General features: G+C 33.1%; 26 protein-coding genes. 13 read left to right on the forward strand and 13 right to left on the reverse strand.

The window, feature by feature from the left end:
• The first annotated feature begins 167 nt into the window (after positions 1–167).
• On the forward strand, positions 168–2060 hold the full coding sequence (gene serA / locus ACOQOS_RS12760) for a phosphoglycerate dehydrogenase (RefSeq protein ID WP_420570848.1): 1893 nt from the start codon (positions 168–170) through the stop codon (positions 2058–2060).
• A 79-nt stretch (positions 2061–2139) separates the two neighbouring features.
• On the opposite strand, the gene ACOQOS_RS12765 is transcribed toward serA, so the two are convergent.
• Entirely contained in the window at positions 2140–3186 is a 1047-nt protein-coding gene (locus ACOQOS_RS12765) for a hypothetical protein (protein ID WP_420570849.1), read from the reverse strand.
• Between the two features lie 180 nt (positions 3187–3366).
• Here ACOQOS_RS12765 and trhA point away from each other — a divergent pair, with 180 nt between their 5' ends.
• The 7 genes from trhA to ACOQOS_RS12800 all read left to right on the forward strand — a co-directional run bounded on the left by trhA (position 3367) and on the right by ACOQOS_RS12800 (position 8095).
• Positions 3367–4023 (forward strand): PAQR family membrane homeostasis protein TrhA, encoded by a 657-nt coding sequence (gene trhA / locus ACOQOS_RS12770; protein WP_420570850.1) that lies wholly within the window; start codon positions 3367–3369, stop codon positions 4021–4023.
• Positions 4024–4045: 22 nt separating this feature from the next.
• Complete coding sequence (locus ACOQOS_RS12775) at positions 4046–4759, forward strand: tetratricopeptide repeat protein (protein ID WP_420570851.1); 714 nt, start codon at positions 4046–4048, stop codon at positions 4757–4759.
• A gap of 128 nt (positions 4760–4887) precedes the next feature.
• Entirely contained in the window at positions 4888–5310 is a 423-nt protein-coding gene (locus ACOQOS_RS12780) for a hypothetical protein (protein ID WP_420570852.1), read from the forward strand.
• A gap of 24 nt (positions 5311–5334) precedes the next feature.
• Positions 5335–5913 carry a hypothetical protein gene (locus ACOQOS_RS12785; RefSeq protein WP_420570853.1) on the forward strand — a complete coding sequence of 193 codons (579 nt, stop codon included), beginning with the start codon at positions 5335–5337 and terminating at the stop codon, positions 5911–5913.
• Positions 5914–5928: 15 nt separating this feature from the next.
• Positions 5929–6591 carry a hypothetical protein gene (locus ACOQOS_RS12790; protein WP_420570854.1) on the forward strand — a complete coding sequence of 221 codons (663 nt, stop codon included), beginning with the start codon at positions 5929–5931 and terminating at the stop codon, positions 6589–6591.
• A 6-nt stretch (positions 6592–6597) separates the two neighbouring features.
• On the forward strand, positions 6598–7026 hold the full coding sequence (locus ACOQOS_RS12795) for a VOC family protein (protein WP_420570855.1): 429 nt from the start codon (positions 6598–6600) through the stop codon (positions 7024–7026).
• Positions 7027–7033: 7 nt separating this feature from the next.
• Positions 7034–8095, forward strand: coding sequence for a DUF4241 domain-containing protein (locus ACOQOS_RS12800; RefSeq protein ID WP_420570856.1), 1062 nt, complete (start codon positions 7034–7036; stop codon positions 8093–8095).
• Positions 8096–8284: 189 nt separating this feature from the next.
• Here ACOQOS_RS12800 and ACOQOS_RS12805 read toward each other — a convergent pair whose 3' ends face one another.
• The 3 genes from ACOQOS_RS12805 to ACOQOS_RS12815 all read right to left on the reverse strand — a co-directional run bounded on the left by ACOQOS_RS12805 (position 8285) and on the right by ACOQOS_RS12815 (position 10366).
• The gene (locus tag ACOQOS_RS12805) at positions 8285–8476 is read right to left on the reverse strand and encodes a hypothetical protein (RefSeq protein WP_420570857.1); all 192 of its coding nucleotides are present in this window, start codon (positions 8474–8476) and stop codon (positions 8285–8287) included.
• A gap of 234 nt (positions 8477–8710) precedes the next feature.
• Entirely contained in the window at positions 8711–9400 is a 690-nt protein-coding gene (locus ACOQOS_RS12810) for a peptidoglycan DD-metalloendopeptidase family protein (RefSeq protein WP_420570858.1), read from the reverse strand.
• 39 nt (positions 9401–9439) lie between these two features.
• Complete coding sequence (locus tag ACOQOS_RS12815; RefSeq protein WP_420570859.1) at positions 9440–10366, reverse strand: AraC family transcriptional regulator ligand-binding domain-containing protein; 927 nt, start codon at positions 10364–10366, stop codon at positions 9440–9442.
• Positions 10367–10571: 205 nt separating this feature from the next.
• Here ACOQOS_RS12815 and ACOQOS_RS12820 point away from each other — a divergent pair, with 205 nt between their 5' ends.
• A complete protein-coding gene (locus ACOQOS_RS12820) occupies positions 10572–10943 on the forward strand; it encodes a hypothetical protein (RefSeq protein WP_420570860.1) in 372 nt (123 codons plus the stop codon).
• A 626-nt stretch (positions 10944–11569) separates the two neighbouring features.
• Here ACOQOS_RS12820 and ppk1 read toward each other — a convergent pair.
• On the reverse strand, positions 11570–13588 hold the full coding sequence (gene ppk1 / locus ACOQOS_RS12825) for a polyphosphate kinase 1 (RefSeq protein WP_420570861.1): 2019 nt from the start codon (positions 13586–13588) through the stop codon (positions 11570–11572).
• Between the two features lie 256 nt (positions 13589–13844).
• On the opposite strand from ppk1, the gene hemN reads away from it, so the two are divergent.
• The 3 genes from hemN to ACOQOS_RS12840 all read left to right on the forward strand — a co-directional run bounded on the left by hemN (position 13845) and on the right by ACOQOS_RS12840 (position 16827).
• A complete protein-coding gene (hemN, locus tag ACOQOS_RS12830; RefSeq protein ID WP_420570862.1) occupies positions 13845–15206 on the forward strand; it encodes an oxygen-independent coproporphyrinogen III oxidase in 1362 nt (453 codons plus the stop codon).
• Between the two features lie 16 nt (positions 15207–15222).
• Positions 15223–16056 carry a universal stress protein gene (locus tag ACOQOS_RS12835; protein ID WP_420570863.1) on the forward strand — a complete coding sequence of 278 codons (834 nt, stop codon included), beginning with the start codon at positions 15223–15225 and terminating at the stop codon, positions 16054–16056.
• Positions 16057–16167: 111 nt separating this feature from the next.
• Positions 16168–16827 carry a hypothetical protein gene (locus ACOQOS_RS12840; RefSeq protein ID WP_420570864.1) on the forward strand — a complete coding sequence of 220 codons (660 nt, stop codon included), beginning with the start codon at positions 16168–16170 and terminating at the stop codon, positions 16825–16827.
• Between the two features lie 13 nt (positions 16828–16840).
• On the opposite strand, the gene ACOQOS_RS12845 is transcribed toward ACOQOS_RS12840, so the two are convergent.
• Together ACOQOS_RS12845 and ACOQOS_RS12850 are read right to left on the reverse strand one after the other, a co-directional pair.
• Positions 16841–17665 (reverse strand): universal stress protein, encoded by an 825-nt coding sequence (locus tag ACOQOS_RS12845; protein WP_420570865.1) that lies wholly within the window; start codon positions 17663–17665, stop codon positions 16841–16843.
• A 43-nt stretch (positions 17666–17708) separates the two neighbouring features.
• Complete coding sequence (locus ACOQOS_RS12850) at positions 17709–18128, reverse strand: CBS domain-containing protein (protein ID WP_420570866.1); 420 nt, start codon at positions 18126–18128, stop codon at positions 17709–17711.
• Positions 18129–18370: 242 nt separating this feature from the next.
• On the opposite strand from ACOQOS_RS12850, the gene ACOQOS_RS12855 reads away from it, so the two are divergent.
• Positions 18371–19177 carry a YybH family protein gene (locus tag ACOQOS_RS12855; protein WP_420570867.1) on the forward strand — a complete coding sequence of 269 codons (807 nt, stop codon included), beginning with the start codon at positions 18371–18373 and terminating at the stop codon, positions 19175–19177.
• A gap of 42 nt (positions 19178–19219) precedes the next feature.
• Here the strand turns inward: ACOQOS_RS12855 and ACOQOS_RS12860 are convergent, their stop codons facing one another.
• From ACOQOS_RS12860 to ccoN, 6 genes are all read right to left on the reverse strand, one after another.
• Positions 19220–19921 carry a sulfite exporter TauE/SafE family protein gene (locus ACOQOS_RS12860; protein ID WP_420570868.1) on the reverse strand — a complete coding sequence of 234 codons (702 nt, stop codon included), beginning with the start codon at positions 19919–19921 and terminating at the stop codon, positions 19220–19222.
• Positions 19922–20368 carry a FixH family protein gene (locus tag ACOQOS_RS12865; RefSeq protein ID WP_420570869.1) on the reverse strand — a complete coding sequence of 149 codons (447 nt, stop codon included), beginning with the start codon at positions 20366–20368 and terminating at the stop codon, positions 19922–19924.
• 299 nt (positions 20369–20667) lie between these two features.
• The gene (gene ccoG, locus ACOQOS_RS12870; RefSeq protein ID WP_420570870.1) at positions 20668–22092 is read right to left on the reverse strand and encodes a cytochrome c oxidase accessory protein CcoG; all 1425 of its coding nucleotides are present in this window, start codon (positions 22090–22092) and stop codon (positions 20668–20670) included.
• Between the two features lie 16 nt (positions 22093–22108).
• Positions 22109–23068, reverse strand: a complete 960-nt coding sequence (locus tag ACOQOS_RS12875; RefSeq protein ID WP_420570871.1) for a cbb3-type cytochrome c oxidase N-terminal domain-containing protein — start codon at positions 23066–23068, stop codon at positions 22109–22111.
• Positions 23065–23253: a CcoQ/FixQ family Cbb3-type cytochrome c oxidase assembly chaperone gene (locus ACOQOS_RS12880; protein WP_420570872.1), complete on the reverse strand. Its 189-nt coding sequence runs from the start codon at positions 23251–23253 to the stop codon at positions 23065–23067. Before ACOQOS_RS12880 ends, ACOQOS_RS12875 begins: the two co-directional genes overlap by 4 nt.
• A 5-nt stretch (positions 23254–23258) precedes the next feature.
• The gene (gene ccoN, locus ACOQOS_RS12885; protein ID WP_420570873.1) at positions 23259–25460 is read right to left on the reverse strand and encodes a cytochrome-c oxidase, cbb3-type subunit I; all 2202 of its coding nucleotides are present in this window, start codon (positions 25458–25460) and stop codon (positions 23259–23261) included.
• Positions 25461–25463 lie beyond the last annotated feature (3 nt).

The following is a 25463-nucleotide window of genomic DNA, read 5'->3' on the forward strand; positions in this document are numbered from 1 at the left end:
ACATTAGTATTTAGTTACAAAAAACGACAAACCACACACAAAACTTTCAATCTGAAAGCAAGAAACCACCTTATCAACAAAAGTATTAGAATTGTTAATTGAATCTTACTCTAAGCATAGTTCCAATAAAATGATTTTAATATTTTTATCGCTTATTTAATGAAGACATGGAAACGTTGCAAAAAAACTATATTTTCGATTTCGATAGCACACTCACAAGTGTAGAAGCTTTGGATGTTTTAGCAGAAATTACTTTGGTAAACAATCCGAAGAAAGATGCTATTATTGACGAAATTCAAGAGATTACCAACTTAGGAATTGATGGAGAAATCTCCTTTACAGAATCTTTGGAAAGACGCATCAAGTTATTGAATGCACACAAATCGAATTTAGAAGAACTCATTTACCGATTGCGCCAACAATTATCCTCTTCTATTGAAAGCAACAAAGAGTTTTTTGAAAATTTTTCAGATGATATCTATGTGATTTCTTGCGGATTTAAGGAATTTATTGATCCTATTGTAAAAGACTATAATATTCCCGCAGATCGTGTGTTTGCTAATACATTTGTGTTTGATGCCGATGGATATATCATCGGATTTGATGCTGAAAATGTACTCTCGCAACACAACGGAAAGATTCAGTGTTTGAAAGACATGAATTTGGATGGAGAAATTCAAGTAATTGGTGACGGTTATAGCGATTATGTAATGCGTGAAGCTGGAGTTGCTGATAAGTTTTTTGCTTTCACTGAAAATGTTGCACGTGAAAAAGCAGTCAACAAAGCCGATCATGTGACTCCGAATTTAGATGAATTTTTATTCGTCAATAAATTACCAAGAAACATATCGTACCCAAAAAATAGAATCAAAATATTATTGCTAGAAAACATTCATTCAGACGCGTTTGATCGTTTGGCAAATGATGGATTTAGCGTTGAAATATTATCGCACAGTCTTTCTGAAGAAGATTTAATCGAAAAAGTAAAAGATATTCACGTATTGGGAATTCGTTCCAAAACACAAGTTACACCAAAAGTCATCAAAGCAGCTAAAAAACTATTAGCCATTGGTGCTTTTTGTATTGGAACCAAACAGATTGACTTAGAAGCGTGTAAAGAGAACGGAATTATCGTTTTTAACGCGCCATATAGCAATACGCGTTCGGTAGTCGAGTTGGCAATTGGTGAAATTATTATGCTGATGCGTAGTGTATTTTCAAGAAGTACCGAATTGCACAACGGACAGTGGAATAAAACAGCCAAAGGTTCGCGCGAAGTCCGTGGAAAGAAGCTAGGGATTGTTGGCTATGGAAACATTGGAAAGCAATTATCTGTTTTGGCAGAAGCGATGGGAATGAACGTGTATTATTATGATATTGAAGATCGTTTGGCACTTGGAAATGCTCAAAAATGCAATTCTTTAGAAGAATTATTAAACATTTCAGATGTCGTTTCCTTACATGTTGACGACAACGCAGCCAATAGAAATTTCTTTGGAAAAGCACAGTTTGATCAAATGAAAGATGGCGCTATATTAATCAATTTAGCCAGAGGTTTTGTCGTTGATATTGATGCTTTAAAAGTTGCCTTAGAAACTAAAAAAATTGCCGGTGCTGCTATTGATGTATATCCGCAAGAGCCAAGAGCTAACGGAGCTTTTGAAACACCACTAAAAGGTTTAGAAAACGTAATTTTAACACCGCATGTTGGCGGAAGTACGGAAGAAGCTCAGCGCGATATTGCTGACTTTGTTCCTAATAAAATTATGGCATATGTTAACTCTGGAAATACGGTTGATGCTGTCAATTTTCCAAATATTCGTTTGCCACGACAAACCAATGCGCATCGTTTCTTGCACATTCACAAAAACGTACCTGGAATTATGGCAAAAGTCAACAAAGTATTGGCTAAGTACGAATTGAACGTAACTGGTCAATATTTATCAACCGATAATAAAGTGGGTTATGTAATTGTTGATGTTGATAAGGAATACAATAAAAAAGTAACTTCAGCCTTAAAAAAGATTGAACACACAATTAAATTTAGAATTCTGTATTAATAGATCAAATCAAGCACAGTAGCGTTTTAATAAAGCATGACTTTTTATGTTGTTACTGTGCTTGATTTGACAGTTATTTTTAGCTGTCTGTTCTATGGAATATATGTTCTTTTCCTCTAATATTTACTTTCACAACGCGGTGATTATCTAGCAATGCAATAAAGTGATCGTCATCTTGCCACAGCATTGCGTATGCATAATCAATCACATCTCTGGTAAAAGTTCGGTAACATTCATCGTCTGAATGCGCACTGATCAGCATTAACAATCCGGAACGATCATTGACTAGAAAACGTCTTCCATTTGGACTCAACGCTGGAAGTGTTGCCCAAGCGGTACATGAGTAATCATTTTCATCTTGTCCACTGTGTTTTACTCCTTTTTTTCCAGTATAGTATAATCTTTTTACTTCTTCCAAATCTTCATCAAGTGTCAATACAAATTCTTTACGCTCGTAAGGAATCCAAAATTTTTGATGTGCTTCTGAATAAAACAATTCACCAGAGTTTCTTAATTCTTTCGTTTTGACGATTTCTTCCGTTTCAAAATTGATAATACTGATTCGATTTCCATTGGACTCTAACACTGTGATATAACTTTCGTTTTCTGCGTGTAATGTAATTCCTGATATAAAATCAAAATCGCTTCCATCTTTTTGCTTGATCGTTCTTACCGGATTACATTCTGTATCAAGCACAAAAATTGCATCGGAATTTGTTCCAACAATAAAATTATTTTTTGTCCATACCAAATCAGACACAAAATCTTCTGTATTTCCTGAATCGATCAAATCGCCTGTTTTTGCATCAAAAATGGCAATTCCTTTGTTTTGACTAGAAGTTACAAGTTTTGTTTTGTCGGGACTTATAGCGACAGATCTTCCGTAATTACGAATCGTATACAGTTTATTTCCATCCCAATCTCTACTAATGATGAAGTTTTTCCAGCTAGCACAAAATCCGTTTGACAAACGCGCTAAACGAAAGTCTCCTTTTACAGAAGAATAGGTGAAGTCATACGGTTCTGGAATAATGTGATATTCTTTTCCATCATCTACATAATCTTCAGGAAACTCTTCTTCTACAATATCTAAGAAGCTACTTTTTAATCGTTTAAAAAAACTCATGCTTGTTTGTTTTGATTGTTATTTAAGTTAATCGAATATTACCGAATAAGGTATTGACTTCGCGTATACCTTGGATCAATGTACTACTTTTTTTTGAGGTATTTGTGTATCAAACTAAAATAGACACTTACGCAATATTTTGACTTTTTTTATGGTTCTTTGTATTTTATTACAATATTCATGAGTTCTAAAGTAAAAACCGTTCATTATTCGCCTTTAGAAGAAAAACTCAATATCATTTCGCATGGAATTGGTGTAGTTTTAGGTGTCATTGCATTGGTATTTTTAGTAATACATGCTATTCAACATGGTGAAACAATACATTTGGTGAGTTTTACTATGTACGGATTGAGTATTATTGTATTATACCTTGCTTCCACATTGTATCATAAAGCGACAAAACCTTTAGTTCGTAATAAACTTCGAATATTTGATCATGCTGCTATATACTTGCTTATCGCAGGAACATATACACCTTTCGCTCTGGTAACTTTAAAAGGTTCTACAGGCTGGATCATCTTTGGAACCGTTTGGGCATTTGCAGCCATTGGAATCACTTTGAAACTATTCTTTACTGGAAAATTTGATAAATTATCAACACTCATGTATGTTTTCATGGGTTGGATTATCGTGTTTGCAATTAAACCATTGATGGAAAATTTATCTAGTGAAGGTTTATTTTGGTTGATGGCTGGCGGTGTTTTTTATACTGTTGGCGCTATTTTATATAGCATTCGAAAACTTCCGTTCAATCATGCTATTTTTCATGTCTTTGTTTTATTAGGAAGCATCTGTCATTTTATCTCTGTGTATTGGTATGTGTTGCCTAGAGATTAAATCAAAAACAGTTAAAACGTTTATGAAATATTGTTATGTAGTTTTACTCGTATTTACTTTCAGTTCTTGTGGTTTTACTACGGAAGAAGAATATTACAACCGCGCTATGAATCATGAAGAAAAACTTGATTACATAAATGCAATTGTAATGCTTGATAAAGCGATTGCCCGAAATCCCGATTATAAAGATGCACTTATTTTTAGAGGTTATTGTAAAAGTCAAATAGGTAAGCTAAGAGAAGGTACAAATGATTACCAAAAAGCGCTGAAACTTGAACCCAACAATACGCTTACACTGTTTAATCTTGCAGGAAACTACAATGAAACTAAAGATTATGAGAAAAGCATAGAATACTACAATAAAGCATTGAGATCGAAATATCTGAAAAAATGTGATGCTACTACAGAAGGAAAACTCTTAGAAATTATCTCTCCTTTTGGTAATTCTGAGGAAACAGGTTATGAAGTAAAAATCTGTGAACTTCAATATTGGCGTGGTCTTTCTTACTATGAAAATAAAGAATATGATGCTGCCATTAGAGATTTAAAAAAATCTATTAAAGGAAATTTTGATAATTATGGAGCTTATTATTATTTAGGAGATATCTACCTCAAAAAAGAAGAACTTCAAAAGGCTTGTCAAAACTTTTCATTAGCTGCTGACTTAGGAAATATAGAGGCTGCGAAAAAAGTAGCTGAAATTTGTCAGAATGATGAAATAAAAGAAAAAAACTAAGCGACAATGAAAAAACAGCTCGATTTTGGAATTAGCGGTCATGAAAAAATGAAAAACAATTCCATCTAAATATAAATGCAATTTCCTAACTTAGAAACTTCATTACATTCAACTCTTAAAAAATATTCATGAGCTTTTTTAAAAAACTATTCTCAAGTGCTTCTAAAGTAAAACCGCAAAAAGAAGAAGAAACTCCAATTCCAACTTCACAAGATGATCTTACAAATCATGAACTAGAAAATGATATCAGACAACAATTGAGTAACGATGAGAAAAAAATTATGCTAGTTCAAGTAAAAACATATATGACAAGTCATGAAGGCGCTGATGCAGAAAATGCCTTTAGAGCAACAGGAATTATGAATGAAGAACTTCGAAAAGCCGTTTTAGAGCAATATGTTTGGCATTATTTAGACGATTTAGATGAAAACCTTCAATGCACAATGCAACTTGTACTGATAGAAGTTTTAGAAAAATTAAAGCCGTTTACAGATAGCAGACATATCTACGAAAAAATTATGGGATGCAAGTATCAAGGATTTGATGAGTAAAAAGTCAAAATGCAGCAACAGCATATGAAACCTCAAAAAACATATCTCAAAGGAAAATCAGTATTTATCGTTTCCTTGTTAGTTATTGTGGTAACAGCACTTACCGTATATTTTACAGGTTTCCATTACCACCGAAGTATAACAGCTAATTTTTATATGTCGTTAGGAATTATTGCAGCAGTACTATTTCTATTTCTCACATACGGATTGTATAAAGGCATCACACTTAAGGACAATTTTCCGAAATTAGAAAGTTTTGAGTTTAAGAATGGTTTTAGTAAAAATATTTTTACTGGAAACTCATCTGGATTTGAAATCGGCGAAGGAATTGAAGGCATTATCATCTCTATCGTTGTATGGATTGTATTTTCAATTGTATTGGTCTTTTTACTCATTATACTAGAAACCGTACTTTGGTTTTCGATAGCGTTGATCTTAGCCATGTTATATTGGGTGTTTTTTAGAGCAATGCGACTGGTTTTTTCCAAAGCTTCTCAAACACAAGGAGATCTTGGAGTTGCAAGTCTCTACGCCTTTGGATATACACTTATGTATACTGGTTGGATCTTTGGAATTGTATACATAACAACTATCTTTAGCTAAAAATAATTACACTACATGAAAAAAATATACCTGTTTTTCCTTTTCATCGGAATTACCAATCTTACATTTGCTCAGACGATAAAGGAAATAGATTCCGTATCGCTTGTATTTTGTGATTACTTGAAGCAAATAAATGTTAAGAATGATACCTTAAAAATAAATACGCTCTACAACGAACAATTTTATCCATACCTAAACAAAGTAGAGAAAACACAAATGCAAAAAATTGGCAATCAACTGTATTACAGAATGCAGCGGAATTGTGTAGGATTTCGTGAATTGCTCGATCGCTTAGAACCTCCAAAAGAAGGTGTTACCAGAATTACAGAAAAACCAACTTCCAAAATGACCAAAAAACAACTTGAAGAATTTAAAACACTAACAGAATTCTATTACTATGAAGTTGCGGGTCAGAAAACAAAAGTGGTGATGAAAGATGGTTTCTGGACAGATTATTTTTCAGATACATCCACCTCACAACTTACCTGTACATGGATTAGCGATACTGAATTTGAATTGGTTTTTATAAAAAGTGACAACGAATCAAGAGCCAATTTTAGTGTAAAAGGAGATCGATATGTATATCAGATATTAGCAAAAGAAGATAATTTTTATTGGATGACAGTCAATATTCCTGGACAAGACGTTTATGAAAAATCTAAAATATATTTTAAATAAAAAAACATGCAACCAAGAGTAACTATTATCGGCTTAGGTGTAAATGATTTAAAAACTGCTACAGCTTTTTACAAAGAAAAGTTTGGTTGGTCATTGACCAACGCAAGTAATGATAGCATTTCATTTTTTCAATTAAACGGTATATTACTTTCGTTATATCCAAAAGAAAAACTTGCTGAAGATGCTACTGTCAACCCAACTGGTTCTGGTTTCAAAGCATTTACCTTAGCATACAATACACGCACCAAAGAAGAAGTAGATCAAATCATAACAGATTTAGCAGCTAAAGGTGTTAAAATCGTCAAACAACCCGAAGAAGTATTTTGGGGCGGTTATAGCGGTTATATTGCCGATTTGGATGATAATTTATGGGAAATAGCGTACAATCCATTCTTAGGTTTAGACGCAGCAGGAAATACAATAGAAGAAAAATAAAATACACATGGGATTATTCAACTTTTTTAAAAAGCCCAAAAAGCCAACACAGTTAAAAGATATAGAAATCGATTACGATGTATCGTATTTAATGAACTCTGATGCGCTTATAGAACAGTTTGTAGGCGATATTTATATTCCTAGCGGAAAAATTATTACTGCAGATCCTTTTGTATCTGATCATGTAAAACCCTTTGTAAAAACAGTGACACCAGGTACATATCCTGTGAATTTATATTTTAAGGAAATAGGAGAAGATCATTATCGAATTGCCTATTCTAAAATAAAATTTAAAGAAGAAAAAGCAACTCGCTGGATTTTAGCTTTGACAGAAAACGATGAAGTTGAAACGGTACTCAACTTAAAACCTAGAGAAATTTTAGGCTTTCCTGTAGATGCTGGTTTAGCTTTCTTTGCCGATGATGAAACACATAAAGTGTATTTAAAAAAATCTGATGAGTTATATTCTGGCCCTGAGCTTTTTAATTACTATGATGACGTGTTGTATGAAGAAATGGTTGCCGCTTCCGCAGATAGCAAATACGGTTCAAAAGATGGTACTTGGGCAAACCATATACCCGACAAAACCTTTAAAGGAAATATGATCATTCATGCTTCAGGTTGGGGCGATGGTTATTATCCTGCATATTGGGGATTGAACCAGCACAATGAAATTGTAGAATTAGCCATGGATTTCTTTGTAAAAACGGAAAACGAAGAAGCAACCTTAACCAAGAAAAGGTTTGAAAGCGCACTCAAAAAGCTATCTACAATGCCTGCCGATGGTTTTGTTATTTTTCAATGTTGTCGCACAGAAAAATTTGTACAATTTGCACTTACGCAACGCAAAGAATTGTTGTTTGACCTACCTACGTATAGTCTTTCTGAAGAAGAAAAAGAACTGCTACAACCTATTGCAACGCATGAAGGATTTAGCTACGAACATCAAATATATAATAAGGTTTTTGGTGCTGACACAAAAACAGCAGCAGCTATCGCAGCCAAAATTTTTACAGATGTATACATACTTGACTTAGACGAAGATATTGAAATTAGTTACAGTGAATAGCACAAATAATTTCATTAAAATATAAGTATAAAGAGGCTGTCTAAAAAGGTAATTGAAACGTCATTCTGAGCTTGACTCAGAATCTCATCATATTGATTTTCAATTATTATGAGAAACCGAATCAGGTTCGGCTTGACGAAATCTGTACTTTTTAGACATCCTCAATTCACCTAAATATTCCTAACAATTTTAAGGTTTTCTCGGATCACAGAAATCTGAAAGTTTTATAGGATCACATGATGCCCATGTATCACAAAAATATTCTGTATCACATACTCCAATAAGTGATCCGCCTCTTCCTCCTTGAACATTTTTAACATTTGTTAAAGCAGAGATTGATTTTTTCGTAAGCTTTAAAGCTTTTAAACTTCTTTTTTTCATAATGTACTAAGTTTTTAAATTAATAATGGAGTAAAATTAATTTAGCAGAACGAGAAGTAATAGGAAAGCAACTCGCAATTCACTGAATTATAACAAATTAACAAGAACCAAAACAAACAGAAAATAACTCAAATTTAACAGCTATATATCTGTATTTTAGGAGAAAAAAGAACTAAAAAAAGCAACCTATAATTCCGTGAATCATCAGAAACTTACGAAAAGAGAGATAACGAATTATAATCCTAATAATAGATTTGGATCAGGGCAATTTTCTTTATAAAATCCTAAGTCTTTTTGAGAAGCTACACCTGGATAATCACCTTTGTAATCTTGCATGTCTTTAATGACTTGAAAGTGCAAGTGCGGCGGATAATCGCCATTTACATTTGCTGCTCCTAAACTAGCAATTTGCTCGCCTTTTTTAAAGCTTTGACCAACATGTATATCTTTGATAGAAGCGAGACTTAAATGCCCATATAAAGTATAAAATGTTACTGTATTAATTGTATGTTTTAGAATAATTGTAGGTCCATAATCGCCAAAATTTGTATTATTTTGAAAACTATGTATTTCACCATCTAATGGAGTATAAATTGGTGTTTCTGCTTCAATCCATAAATCCAAACCTAAATGAATATTGCGTTCTGTTTCTGGGTTTTGATCGTTAAAATAGTCGCTTCTATTGTAAATTCCACGTTTTTCTAGATAACCACCAAAAGCGACTTTTGCTTTATTCATCGCAATATAACTATCAATATACATTCCTAATGTATCCGAAGAAGACACATCAACAGTTTTTAATTGTGCATTCGTCACAGATAAATCTAAAGCAATATAATTTACCTTTGAAATGTTCTGATCTAACACATATAAAGATTCGTTGCCTAAATCGGTCAGAAATTGTTCAAATGAAGTTGAAGACATGGCGTAGTTTTAGTTTCAAAAATACATTAATTAACGTGATTAATTGATACAGATTCGTTCTTCCCTGTACAATGATGGAGAAATTTGATACCAACTTTTAAAAGCATTTACAAAAGCACTAGGATTTGAATATCCTAACAAATAACTAATCTCTTTTATGCTATTTGTAGATGCCAAATATTCTACAGCCATACTTTTTTTGAGTTCACTTAACAACTGACTGTATGTTGTATTTTCTTTTTTAAGCTTTCGCTGCAGAGCACGTTCTGAAATATGCAAATGATTTGCTACAGTCGTTAATTTTGGAAAATCAGGATTTAATAGTTTGCAGATTACCTCTTTTACAGTATCCGTAACTTTTTCTGACTTCCCTTTTTGAGCTGTTAAACGTTTGCAAACTATTTTTTCTAAGTGTACAAACAATTCATAGTCAGCATACACAATTTTCTCTTCAAGAATCTCGGAAGGAAATTCTATAAAATTTTGTTCGTTTTTTGAATCAACTGAACACTGAAATATACGTTCATATAATGAAATAGCATCAATTTCAAAGTCAAATGCAACATGCGTAGGATGCTTTTTTTGTAACGCTAAAAAGTGAATTTCTTTGTATATAAAAGTCATTGAGCTTACAACTAATTGTTTGTAAGTAATGGGATATTTTTCCTTAACGGCTTTATCAATTTCAAAGTATAGCTTAAAGCTTGTAGCTTCTTTTTGCAATCGTAACGTAATGACATTACTAATCAAATTAAAAAAGGACAATGCTTGCTCAATACCATTTCCTATCGTTTTACTCGTTTGTATCAACTGACCTACAACACCAAGTGCTGCTATATTAGATTGTTCTCCAAAATACAATCCTATATTTTCATTTGTTGTTTTTTGAACTATCAGTTGTATTAAAAGATCAAACTGCTCAAACGAAACGAAATCAGCGTCTTTCATCGTAACTTCATTTTTCATGAAGCTTGTAGTGTCTATTTTTAATTGTGACGCGTAACTTAAGTAACTAATAAATATCGTTTTTGCTATTAATTTTTCATTCATACTCAAAAGTACACAAAGTATTTTAGGAATAAAGTGCTTGTCGCATTATCGCAACTAATTGTCGTGAAACATCATAAAACTCTCAGGTTTCAATTGTTTCTTTGTGCCAAAGATAAAGTACATGGAAAATTTGAAGTTTTGGTTACGCTGTAATGCTGCATTTTCTATGACAAGTGGATTTTCCTTGTTATTTGCAAATCAGTATTTACAAACATTTTTAGGATTTCAAAACGCAGATGTATTGCCGAGTATCGGAATTAATTTAATTGTATTTGCTGTTGGCATCTTAGTAGTCATCCAATACTATTTAAAACATAAAAACATCATCTCCCTAATCACACTACTTGATGTTTTATGGGTCATTGGAAGTGCTATTTTAATTATTTTCCAACTCTTTTCGCTTTCCGCAAAAGGATATTGGCTGATTGGAATAATTGCCTGTATTGTTGGTTGGTTTGCAGCAAAACAATACAAATACAAATACAAATTGTAACTATAAGACATTGGCTATAACTTCATTGTGAATTTTGTTTATAAGACTTTATAAATAGTGAGAAAATATTATTGAGTCTAAAAAGAGGTAATGGTATCCTAAAAAAGACAACAATGAGTTATAGCCATTTTTTGCATTCTATTCATAAACTAAAAATCTTAAAAAAATCGATCTAAGATTTACTTTTAAACAATAGATAACAATCATGCTCTTCTTCTTAATCTGGTTGTTCACCAAAACATTCAGGTAAATGTTCATCATCTGTACCTCCATTAATATGGGATACATTCTCAATTTGATACTGTTGCATTTTGTCTAACATAATCGTTGTTTTTAATATTAATATGCATAAAGGTATAACGACAAAAGCCTAATTTCATCCTCAAAAACTGAGTTACTACACTATATTGTTTAAAATAGTGAACTCTAAAATTATATATTTTCTCAATATTGTTTTCTTGAGAAAACCACCCGATTTGACGTTTTGAATATTCTACATATAATGATAATGCTTTAAATAGCTTAGCTGTTAGAAACTTACTTCAAAACTATTACTCGTCACTTCGAGTGATTTTTCGTAATAAAATGAAGAAAAAATGTATCGAGAAGTACTTTGAATCTTCTATTTATAAATTCATCTTCAGAATTTCGTCATACGCTTTTTCCTGTGAATGAATCGCATTTGCATCTTGTGTAACGTATTTATTTTTCTGCTTGGCATCAATGATTCTGGCTTTTACGGTATCATCTAACTGCCATTGTACATAGTTACGTAATTGTTGGTGAATGTCTTTGTCTAAAATTGGCGCAATAACTTCAATACGATGATCTAAATTTCGCGTCATCCAATCGGCAGAACCGATGTACATTTTTTCGTTTCCATCATTCGCAAAAATATACACGCGTGCATGTTCTAAGAATTGTCCCAATATACTTTTTACAGTAATATTTTCACTTTGATTTGGAATACCTGGCACAATACAACAAATTCCACGCACTAACAATTCAATTTTTACGCCTGCGTTGCTTGCTTCATACAAAGCTTCAATCATACGTTTGTCTTGAATACTATTGAGTTTTAAAATGATATACGCTTCTTTTCCTTCGTTAGCATTTTTTATTTCTTGACCGATTAATTCTAAAAAAGTACTTCTCGAAGTGAATGGAGAAATCAGGAGTTTTTTACTTTTCGGAATGATGATTTCACGTTCCAAAACTTGAAATACTTGCGACAATTCTGAGGTGATTTTTTCATTGGTAGTCATCAAGCCAAAATCAGTATAAAGTTTTGCTGTTTTTTCATTAAAATTTCCTGTACCAACATATCCATACAATACAGGAATTTCGTTTTCAATTCGCGTAATACAGAGTATTTTTGAATGTACTTTGATGCCCGGATAACTGTAAATAACTTTTGCGCCTTGTTCTTCTAAAATCTTTCCCCATTTAATGTTGTTCTGCTCATCAAATCGAGCTTTGGCTTCCATAAAAACCGTCACTTCTTTCCCGTTTTTTGTAGCTTCAATCAACGCATTGGTTAAGCGTGATTCTTTTGCGACCCGATATAAAGTAATTTTGATTTTGGTAACAGCTACATCTGCGGCAGCTTCTTCCAATAATTCAGATACATGATCAAAAGATTCATATGGAAAATATAACAATCGGTCTTTGTCAGTGATTGCAGAAAACATGCTATTATATGCGTTCAATGCTTTGTTTCGAATTGGTGGCAAATCAGGCAAACCTAATTTTTTATCTGTTGGATTTGGGAAACCAAAAAAGTCTTTAAAATTATGGTACGTTCCGCCCAAAACAATATCCGTATCGTTTACGTTAAATTCATCTTTTAGTTCATCTAACAAATCTTCAGAAGCATTCTGATCGATCAACATACGTGTTACTTGACCTGTATTTCTATTGCCTAAAGAATTCTTTATTTTTTCTAATAAATTACCCGAATATTCATTCTCGATATACAATTCAGCATCACGGGAAACTTTAATGGAATGAAATGTATTTTCTGGATATACTTCCGTGAGATTGTGCTTTAAAATATCATCTACAAAAGTGATGTGATGTGTATCATCTTCCGAAGGAAATACTATAAATCGTGGCGTATCTGCGGGAATTTTAAATACTAATAGTTGATCGTTGTATACAGAAGCTAAGTACAATTGTTCGTTTTCAATAAAAATATCTTCTTCTTGAGAAAATTGATGCTTGAGTGTTAATTTGGCAGCTAAATTTTCTTTGTAATATGCTTTAGCGAATTGTTGTTGTGCCTTAGAAAATTTAGTATAATTAATCAACTCCATTCCTGCTGTTTTCAGTTCTGGAATGATCTGTTTTTTAAAAACATTTCCAAATTCTTCTTGTTGCTGATTGACTTCTTTTTTGATCTTTTTCAACAACTTATTGGGTTTTGTGATCAGCTTTTTACGCAAGCCTTTGTCTAAGGTTTTTATTTGACGAATTGCAGAAACACGTACTTTGAAGAATTCATCCAAATTAGAAGAAAATATTGCCAAAAACTTAATACGTTCATACAACGGGTTTCGCACATCTGCAGCTTCTTGCAACACACGATGATTGAAGCGTAACCATGAAAGATCTCTGTTGTAATATTCAGTAGAAGTTAGTGACATTTTTTAGATTTCTTTAAAAATATAGTTATGAAATGTACTGACGAAAGTAGTCATTATTTGATCATTAGACGTATTTTTTAAATAGGCTTAACAATATGGTAATAACTATTTTAAGCATATTCTTTTCTCAGATAATTGTAATAAAGTAAAACACACAAGCTTTTTTGTTTTAACTGAGAAATTAATTTCTTAATATGACATTTATCATATATTGCCTGCAACACGATTCCTAATTTTGAACTGTAACAAATTAGGTATGTGCAATTTAGTAAATAAGTATAATGTAGCAGGTCCACGCTACACAAGTTATCCAACCGTTCCGTATTGGAATATGGAAACTTTTTCCGTTGCGAAATGGAAAGAATCTATTCGAAAATCTTTTAACGAAAGTAATCACTCCGAAGGTATTAGTTTGTATTTACATTTACCTTTTTGCGAGAGTTTGTGTACGTTTTGTGGTTGTAATAAACGCATTACCAAACGTCATGAGGTTGAAAAACCATACATTAAAGCATTGTTGAAAGAATGGACTTTGTATCGTAAAGTTTTAGGAGCTAAACCAAAGATTAAAGAAATTCATTTAGGTGGTGGAACACCTACTTTTTTTTCACCTGAAAACTTAAAAGAATTAATTGAAGGATTGCTTTTCAATACAACATTGGCAACCGATTATGAGTTCAGTTTTGAAGGACATCCCAACAATACAACTGAGCAACATCTGCAAACATTGTATGATGTAGGTTTTAGACGTGTGTGTTTTGGTGTACAGGATTATAATGAAACCGTTCAAAAAGCAATTCATAGAGTACAACCCTTTGAAAATGTAAAACGCGCCACAGAATTGGCTAGAAAAATAGGTTATACTTCTGTAGGACATGATATTATTTTTGGCTTGCCATTTCAAACAACCGAACATGTTGCTACAACAATTGCCAAGACAAAACAATTAGCGCCCGATCGTATTGCGTTTTATAGTTATGCACATGTTCCGTGGATAAAAGGAAATGGACAACGTGGTTTTCGCGATGAAGATTTACCAACAGCAACCGAAAAAACAGCTCAGTATAACTTAGGAAAGCAATTATTGCATGAAGCTGATTATGTAGATATCGGAATGGATCATTTTGCATTGCCAACCGATTCGCTATATACATCTATGATAGCGCAACGTTTGCATCGAAATTTTATGGGATATACAGCTCAAAAAACACAATTAATGATTGGTTTAGGCGTGTCTTCTATTAGTGATAGTTGGTATGGTTTTGCACAAAATGTAAAAAATATTGAAACCTATTATCATTTAATCAATGAAGGTATGATTCCGTTGAGTAAAGGACATATATTGAGTTCAGAAGATTTGCTTATTCGTAAGCATATTTTAAACTTAATGTGTCACTTTAAAACTTCTTGGACAACAGAAACAACGCAAATTCCAGAGTTGACAAATATTACTGAAAAGTTAGGGGAATTTGAACGTGATCAACTAATAAAGATCGACAACAATACAATTCACATTACCAAAAAAGGAAAACCATTTGTTAGAAATATATGCATGGCATTTGATGTGCTTTTGCAGCGAAAAAAACCTGACACACAATTGTTTTCTATGACTATTTAACAAAAAACTATTTAAGATGAAAAAAATTATTGTACCTGTAGATTTTTCTAAACATTCAGAATATGCTTTAGAAGCTGCTGCTTCTTTAGCTCGTAAATATAATTCAGAGATTTTAGCATTGCATATGCTAGAACTATCAAATGCTGTAATTTCAGATGATGATAATTCTAAAAAAGCAGAAACGGTATTTTACTTAAAATTAGCCGAGCAAAAGTTTAAAGATTTTTTAGAGAAACCTTATTTAAAAGATATACAAGTAACGCCTATTGTGAAGCATTTTAAAGTGTTTAGCGAAGTAAATGATGTTGCAAAAGAGCACAATGGAGATTTGATTGTAATGGGCTCACATGGCTCTAGCGGACTAAAAGAAGTCTTTATAGGCTCAAACACAGAAAAAGTAGTTCGTCATGCAGATATTCCTGTATTGGTTGTAAAACATCATCCTATTTTGATGGACTTTGAAAAAGTGGTTTTTGCTTGCGATTTTTCTAAAAAAGCTATCAAACCCTACATCAATGCGACACATTTATTTAAGTTGCTTGGCGCAAATTTACACTTGGTATATGTAAACTTACCAGGCACCAGTTTCCAGAGTTCTTCTGAGATGGAATTGAAAGTAGCCGACTTCTTAAAAATCGCTGATGGAAACTTAGATAATATGGAAAATGTTCATTTTGTAAATGATTATTCTATTGAGCAAGGTATTTTAAATTTTGCAAGTACGAAAGGTGCTGATTTGATAGCTGTGGCTACGCACGGACGCACTGGATTGTCACATTTCTTTGAAGGAAGTATTTCTGAAGACATTGCCAATCACTCCACATTGCCCGTGATGACTTTCAAAATTTAAGAATATTAGTTGTTAGTTAACTATTTATTGTAGAAAAGCAGGAAAATCTGGGGTTTCCTGCTTTTTTTGGTTTGAATTAAATTGTATAGATTAGCCTTAAAATATATCACAATGAGGCAGAGTAGAAAAGAGACAGCATGGAAAAAGAGTCGAAAATTTGGTGATGTAAAAGGTGGAAGAAAAAGACCTAAACTCGCCGATAATATTTTTAAAAAACAGCATAATTTTCTAGCGCCGAAACAAGGAGAAGAAACACCTATTTTTATAATCGACAATCCGTCAAGAGATTTTTTCTTTCCTATTACGGTAGCAGAGATAAAAGAATTCTTTGCTAAACTTCCTTCAGAACACACGGAACATATTACACATATTTGGCTAAGGAAAATATCGAATAAAGAACATGAAAAGGAAGATGGTTTTCAAGGTTGTTTTATTTGCGGAAGCGAAGTAAACTTAATTGTGTTGCATCCTTTCCCAAAAGATTTAAAAATGAAATTTGGGCATAAAAAACCATCCAATAAGACTTTAAAATGGTACACTCCGTATGAACCAGAGTTAGTGTATACTAACAAAGAATGGGTTTTGAAATGGACTGAAGAAAAAATTAAAAAATATTACCTAGAAGGATTATTACTTTTTGAAATTGGTCATCAAATAAATAGTGTTTACAAACGATATTGGAGCTCTAATTACATAAAAAAAAGAGGTGATGATTTTGCAAATAACTTCGCCTATTATTGGGGAGATCAAATTCGAACAGAATTTAAATAAATCCTCTCGTTCATCAAGGATGTACAACCAACAAAGGTCTTTTTAATGTTTTACTGATGGCTGTGGTTGAAGAATGCTTGAATAAACGCTCAAAGACAGATTCCTTTTGTACAATTAGACCAATCATATCAATCTCATGCGTTTGCACATAACACGATTTTACATAATCCAACGGTACATTTTCTACAGCATGATATATATAGTCTACTTCTTTGTAATGTTTTAGCAAGTACGATTCGTCGTAACGATTGCCTGTAGATTCTGTTTCATACACACGAAGTACATGCACTTGCATTCCATAATCTTTTGCTGTAAGCAATAGATTTTCAAAGGTTTTACTTTCAATATCATCTTTGGCATCTAATGGTAGTAACATTGTTTTTGGATTCTGAAATTTTACGTCTTCAGGAATGACCAATGTTTTGCAATGAATTCTTCTAATGATACTTAATGTATGACTTCCGAAGAGAATTTCGCTTGTATTTGAAACACCATTAAAACCAGCTACTAAAAGATCAATTTCTTTTTCTTTAATAATTTTATGTGTAGCTTCAATAAAGTTATTATATGCTAAAATGGTTTCGAATGTATGCTTGTAAAGTGAAGTGTTTTCAAGTTCCTCTTTCAGCTTCTGTAAACGCTTTTTTTCTGCTTTTAAGACACTTTCATATACATTAGCAGTAGCAGAAGACATTAAATCATCTAGTGTAAAACTACTTGATTTATGCACATGCATCACATAAAAACAACAGGTTTCGTTTTTTAGAAAGTTGATAGCATATTGTATGGCGTTACGTGAACATTGCGAGAAATCGGTTAATACTAGAATATTTTTCATCTGACGATACTTTTAATGAGTTCTACTACTGCTTTTGTTAGAATTAATATTGATCTAACAGGTAATTAATTAAATCAGTCGTTGTTAAAATTCCAACGAGTTTTCCTTCATCTACAACTGGCAAGGCATGAAATTCCTTTTTTGCCAAAATCTCAGCAGCTTCTTTAATCGTTGTTTGCGAACTTACACTGACCAAGTTTTTTGCCATAACTTGCTCAATCGTAAACATATTGTACACAATCGTTTCTACGTTTTCCTCTTCTTCAAAAGTAGCATCAGCAAAACTAATACGAAGTAAATCTGTATAACTCAGCATTCCAATAATTTCTTCTCCACTTACTACAGGAATATGGCGGATATTTTTTGATTTAAATAAACGTTCTGCCGTGTCTAAACTGTCTGTATGGTTTAACGTAATAACCTCAGCGGTCATGATACTTGAAACTGGTGTTCTTTTTTTCATCTTTTTATAATTTTTAATTGAATTTGATAGAAATCGCCTAGAATCATGAATACAATTCTAAAGGCTTTTACATGTTGTCCTCTTTGTAATTTCTATACTAAAAGTACCCAAGAATCAAGCGAAAAACTATGATATATGTCATAGATGAAGAAGTATTTCAAACAATTTTGACTTTCAAGTAGATTGTCATAGCTTTAACAATAATTACTCTTATAAAAATTATAAATTTAGTTTTAAGGAAAATGAAATTAAAAGTGATACTTCTACTCATTGTCTTCTTGTCCGTTAGTGGATGTAAACAACAAGAATCAAAAAACCAAAACATATCCAATTCAAATACTAAAGTAGTTCAACCCAAAAAGACTCTGAACAATCATACCGATTGGGTACAAGCTATAAATAATAATGACATAACTGCTCTCAAAAATTCTTATGACGCAAATGCTATTAAGATTATTTCAACAGATAGTATTATTAATGGTTCTCCACAAATAGCAAATTATTATGGAATACACAAAAATAAGATTACATCTATTGAATCACTCTTTAGTGTGGAAGCAAATAAAGCAGAAGGTATTACATATGAGTTGATAAAATATCAAACAGATAATCGTAAAGAATATATTCAGATCGTAATTTGGAAACTAAAAGATAAAAAAGTAATCAGAGAATTCGAATTTACTGAAATAAGTCGTGTATCAAACACTAAAATTCAAACACCTGAGATAGTCAAAAGACGAAAACTATGGATGGAACTTTGTAATGCTCATAATGCTGAAAACCTTGTCAAACAACTCTACAGTGAAAATACAATGTATTACAATCATAAACCTATAGTAAAAGGAAGAGAAAGTCTGGTTAAGGAATATGGTTATATGAATAATAAAAAGTATTCTTTACAACTACAGCCAAAGAAATTAGAAATCGTTAATGCTAATTTTGCTTTTGAAATTGGACAATGTAGCGGAAGTTATGGTGGAAAATATGTTCTTATATGGAAAAAACAAGCTGATGGGAATTGGTATATCTATATTGATTCTAATATTTAAAATTATACTATTACTTATCAAAAAAGGATTCCTAAACTTTTATCAGTGACAGTTCATGGTATTGGTCACCATTCCAGCATTTGGAGTTGGAGAAATGTAGGGAATTCCCAAACCTAATCCGCGAAGAATAAAGAGCATTCCAATAATGACTACAAATACAGGAATTGCTTTCTGAATGCGCTTTTTAATAGATGTATTTAAAAACTTTCCAATATAAATTGCGGTAGTCATTAACGGAATAGTTCCTAAACCAAAAAAGAGCATGTATACACTTCCTTCTAGCACACTTCCGGTGGCAATAGCTCCAAAAACTGCCATATACACCAATCCGCAAGGTAGAAATCCATTTAAAAATCCGATTGTAAAAAAAGTATCTAGTGTTTTCTTTTTAAACTGTTTTCCTAAGCTCGATTTTACTTTGGAAATCACTTTAAAAATAGGTTTTGAAAAGTTGTATTTACTAAAGGTTTTGTAAGGAATCAAGATCACAACAATCATCAAAACTCCAATAATGATAGACAAACGTTGCTGCATTCCGAAGATATAAAGGCTTTTTCCAAGCATGCCAAACACAAAACCAATTGTTGCATACGAAAGTAATCGTCCAATATGATACAGTAAAATTTGTGCTACTTTTTTATAGCTATTGGTACGATCAACGGGTAACATAAAGGCTATTGGTCCACACATCCCAACACAGTGAAAACTCCCTAATAATCCTAATATGAAACCCGCAAAAATCATCTAATAATTTAGTTCTTGTTTATATAAATAATCTTCTGTATCGTAACTCCAATCGATGGTAAGGTTCCAACGACCACCTAACAAACGATTGTCAGGTATGAGCAATGTGTGATTGGATAACGAAATTGGCATCTCGAAATCAAATTGTCTATTAGATGGTCTGTATAGGAACACTTTTCCTTTAATAGTATTGATATCAAATGCTTTTGGAAATGTAATTTCAAGCCCAGCACTTGTTTGTTGTACGCTTACATTTTCTTTTAATTTTTGAGCATTTCGTTGCTTATCAATACTTGATTGATATTTTAATTCTTCTTCATAATAGGAATCGGTTACCAAATCATGATCATATTTATCTTGCACATTCATATTTACAATGAAATACATGATAAAACTGATAAATGCTACAAACGCAAGTACGATTCCTGTTCCCCAATTTATTTTCATGTCGTTTTATTTTTATGTTTTATGGCATTTCCTTCGCTTGCGCTTCGGTCAGGCTTTCGGCAGTCGCTTTTATTCGTAATAGTGAACTTCATTCAGCATTTCACAAAGAGCTCCAACAATGCCTCAAATAATTATTCACGATTTCCGATTTAATTAAATCAAAGAGCCATGAGTAATCCTTAATGCAATTTTCGTTTCAAAGCAGTTCTCGATACAATTTTATCTATTTCGACTACGCTCAATATGACAAAATCACTCGAACTGACGTTTACTAATACCAAACATCCAAAAACCACTAACTAATTATAACTCGTGGGTCCTATAAAGTTTATCGTGGTCGTTTCTATCAGTTTACCTTTGCTATACACATCAACAGAGACTTTATTTTTACCACTTTTTATCTTGCTTTTATGTATTTCTATAAACATGGTTCCTTCAGCAATTCCTTGTTTTGGAACCACAAAATTATTGGTTGTGGAAACCAGTTTTATTGTTCCTATATTTTTTCGAACTCTAAACTCTACGTCCGGAATTTCTTCCGTGGTTTTGTTGATCAATTTATAGGTAAACACATTACTGATTATGTTTCCTTCTTTTTGTTCATACAATTGTCCGCGCAATCGTAAAATGTTAGCCTCTACATCATTTCGTATCAAAAGCATTCCAACTAATATTCCGATAAGAATTACTAAAACTGCCGTATATCCTTTTAATCGTGGTGTGAACTTAAATTTTTCCTTCTTTTCTATTTCGGCTTCACTCGTGTAGCGAATCAATCCTTTTGGTAAGTTTACCTTTTCCATGATAGTATCACACTCATCAATACAAGCAGTACAGTTTACGCATTCGAGTTGCGTTCCGTTTCTGATGTCAATTCCTGTAGGACATACATTTACACACTGAAAACAATCAATACAATCACCAAAACCTAATTCGTATCGATCTTCATTTTTACGAAACTTTTTACGTCCATTTTCGCCTTCTCCGCGTTTATGATCGTAGGCAACTAAGATGGATTGGTTATCTAATAAAACACCTTGCAACCTTCCGTAAGGACAAGCTATAATACACACTTGCTCACGAAACCAGGCAAACACAAAGTAAAATATAGCCGTAAATATGAGTAGTGGAAATAAGGTTCCTAAGTGTTTAAAAGGTCCGTCTAAAATATCTTGAATGAGTTGATCACTTCCAATAAGGTACGCCAGAAACACGTTGGCAATTGCGAAAGAAATCAAAAAAAAGATAAACCATTTTAGCAGTCTTTTTTTAATCTTTTCTGCATTCCACTTTTGTTTATCTAATCGTATTTGTTTTCCTCTATCACCTTCAATCCAGTATTCAATACGACGAAAAACCATTTCCATAAAGATCGTTTGTGGACACATCCAGCCACAAAATATACGTCCAAAAGCTACCGTAAATAGCGTGATAAATATGACGCCGATAATCATCGAAATAACAACTAAGTGAAAATCTTGTGGCCAAAATGGAAATCCAAAAATATTGAAACGACGTTCCAGTACATTGAATAACAGAAACTGGTTTCCATTAATTTTCACAAATGGAGCGGCAAACAAAAAAACTAACAATACATAACTGACTATTTTCCGCCATTCGTAATATTTGCCGCTCGGTTTTTTTGGATACACCCAAGCACGTTTTCCTTCTTCATTTACGGTTCCGATGGAATCTCTAAATTTTTCGTTTTCTGGTGTTTCCACAATATTGTGTTTTTTATTATTCTTTGACTTTTTCTGTAACAGTCTTTACAGAATCTGTAACTTTTTCAACTTCAGTTTCGGTTTCAGCATCTGCTTTAGGTGCTTCCCATATTTCGCCTTCAGGACCTTTTGCACTTTCGGATGGAGTGGTTCCTTCAAAAGTCAACACATAACTTGCTACCTGTGCAATTTGTGAAGCTTTGAGTCCTTTTCTTGACCATGATTCCATTCCTTTTCCGCTTCGTCCACCTTTAGAAATGGTTTTAAATACATTATTAATTCCACCACCTAAAATCCAATACTTATCCGTTAGATTTGGACCAATTCCTCCTCCACCATCAATGGCATGGCATGCTACACAGTTTTTTTCAAATATGGCTTTTCCTGCACTTATATCAGCCGCATCTGTGAGTAATACTACACTTTCAAAGTCTACTCTATCTTTTGCAGTTGCATTGTATTTGTCAATTTCAACTTGTGCTTCTGCATAATCTCGTTCAAGTTCCATGTATTGATTTTCACCATTAAACACATGATACTTTACTAGATAAATAGCTGCAAAAACAATAGACGCGTAGAAACCGTACAACCACCAAGGCGGCAAGTTGTTATCAAGCTCTTTAATTCCGTCGTAATTATGATCTAAAATAATTTCAGCTTCAGCTTCTACAGGTTTAGAATCAATTAACTTCTCGTAAATCCTTTTTAGCTTTTTAAACTGAGGTGTTTTGTTTTTGTTTTTTAAGTAGCGTTCTTTTCCAGCTTCATCCAATCCGTTGAAAAGAACTCTTTCTACAGCTGCTACAATTCCTTCAATGGCAATCAAAATAAATAGTACCAATACAAGAAATAACATGATCATTGGTTCTGCCATAAATGCGGGTCTGTCGCCCGATTCGACAAAGTATTCAATTCCTATAAATATGAGGAAGAAAACAGTGAGTACGCGTACCCAAGATGGAATAAAATTTCTCATAGCGTTTGGTCGTTTTGTGGATTATCTAATGGAATATTACTCACTTTGGTAATGTATTCTTTTTTTGCTGTGATTACCCACCAAAATAACACTACAAAGAAGGTAAAGAAGATGAGTAGGGAAATCATCGGGTATATTTCTATACCCGTAATGGTTTCCATATGATTTTTTACAAATTTTAACATGTCGCTTATTTTTGTGTGGTTTGTTGTTCTGAATCTTTTACTTTAATGTCTGTTCCCAATCGTTGTAAGTATGCTATTAAGGCAACGATTTCACGGTCTTTGATTTCAATAAATTCTTCTCCTTCTGCAGCAGCCATTTCTTTTCCTTCTTTGAAAGAAGCTCGTAAATCAGGATCTTCTTTTAGATTTTTCACAATGCCCATGGCTTGTTCGTCCATAAATTCTAAAGCGTCTGCAATTTCTTGCTCTGTATATGGAACACCAAGGGAAACCATAGCACGCATTTTATCTTGTGTGGTCGATTTGTCAAGTCCGTTTCGAATTAACCAAGGATATGCTGGCATGATGGATTTTTGTTCTATTCCTCGTGGATCGTACATGTGCTTGTAATGCCATGCATCAGATTTTAATCCACCTTCACGATGTAAATCAGGTCCTGTACGTTTACTTCCCCAAAGGAATGGATGATCGTATACAAATTCACCTGCTTTTGAGTATTCACCATAGCGTTCTACTTCACTTCTAAATGGACGAATCATTTGCGAATGACAACCTACACAACCTTCTCTAATGTAGATATCTCTACCTTCTAATTCTAAAGGTGTATACGGTTTTACTTCCGTGATTGTTGGAATGTTTGAATCAATCATAATCGTTGGTACAATTTGTACAATTCCTCCAATTAAGATGGCAATTGTAGCATAGATCGTTAGTTTGATTGGCTTACGCTCTAACCAAGTGTGCCATCCTTCTCCTGCAACACGTTTTTTAGATACGCGTTGTAATGCTGGCGCTTCTGCTAATTCGTCGTTTACACTATCTTTAGCTCTAGCAATAGTAACTACAATGTTATACGCTAAGATGAACATACCAACAATGTATAATGAACCTCCAATAGCACGCATCCAATACATTGGCATAATTTCAACAACGGTTTCTAGGAAGTTTCCATAAAATAAAGTTCCGTCTGGATTAAATTGTTTCCACATTGTAGCTTGTGTAAATCCTGCTACATACATTGGTAACGCATACATTACGATTCCTAAGGTTCCAATCCAGAAATGTGCATTTGCTAATCCTCTTGAATATAGTTTTGTTTTAAATAGTTTCGGCACTAACCAATAGATCATACCGAAGGCTAAGAATCCGTTCCAAGCTAAGGCTCCAACGTGAACGTGCGCAATAATCCAATCCGTAAAATGCGCAATTGCATTTACATTTTTTAAGGATAACATTGGTCCTTCAAAAGTTGCCATACCATATCCAGTAATCGCAACAACCATGAACTTTAATACAGGATCGGTTCGTACTTTATCCCAAGCGCCACGAAGTGTTAACAATCCGTTGATCATTCCTCCCCAAGAAGGCATTAATAACATTACAGAGAAAGCAACTCCTAAGTTTTGTGCCCATTCTGGTAATGCTGTATATAATAAGTGATGCGGTCCTGCCCAAATGTATATGAAGATTAATGACCAGAAGTGCACAATAGAGAGTCTGTATGAATACACAGGTCTGTTTGCTGCTTTTGGCACAAAATAGTACATTAATCCTAAGAATGGTGTTGTAAGGAAGAACGCAACCGCATTGTGTCCGTACCACCATTGTACTAAGGCATCTTGCACACCTGCATACACCGAATAACTTTTCATAGCGCTTACAGGCAATTCTAAACTGTTAAAGATGTGTAATACCGCTACGGTAACAAATGTTGCTAGATAGAACCAAACTGCCACGTATAAGTGACGTTGTCTTCTTTTTAAGATTGTCCAAATCATGTTGGCACCAAAAGCAACCCAAATTACTGCGATTGCAATGTCAAACGGCCATTCTAATTCAGCATACTCTTTAGACGTTGTATATCCTAAAGGAAGTGTAATTGCAGCTCCAACAATGATTAATTGCCATCCCCAAAAGTTCAATTTACTCAGGAAATCGCTTGCCATCCTGGCTTTTAATAGTCGTTGAAGCGAGTAATATACACCCGCAAAAATGGCGTTTCCTACAAAGGCAAAAATTACTGCGTTTGTGTGTAATGGACGTAAACGACCAAAACTTAGCCAAGAAATACCTTCACAAAATTCTGGAAATAGAAATAAGAACGCTAATAACAGTCCTACTAGCATTCCTACAATTCCCCAAACTATGGTGGCGTAGATGAATTTTTTAACGATTTTATTATCGTAATAAAATTGTTGGATTTCCATAAT

This window comes from Kordia sp. (assembly GCF_965224175.1).
In the GTDB taxonomy this organism is placed as follows: domain Bacteria; phylum Bacteroidota; class Bacteroidia; order Flavobacteriales; family Flavobacteriaceae; genus Kordia.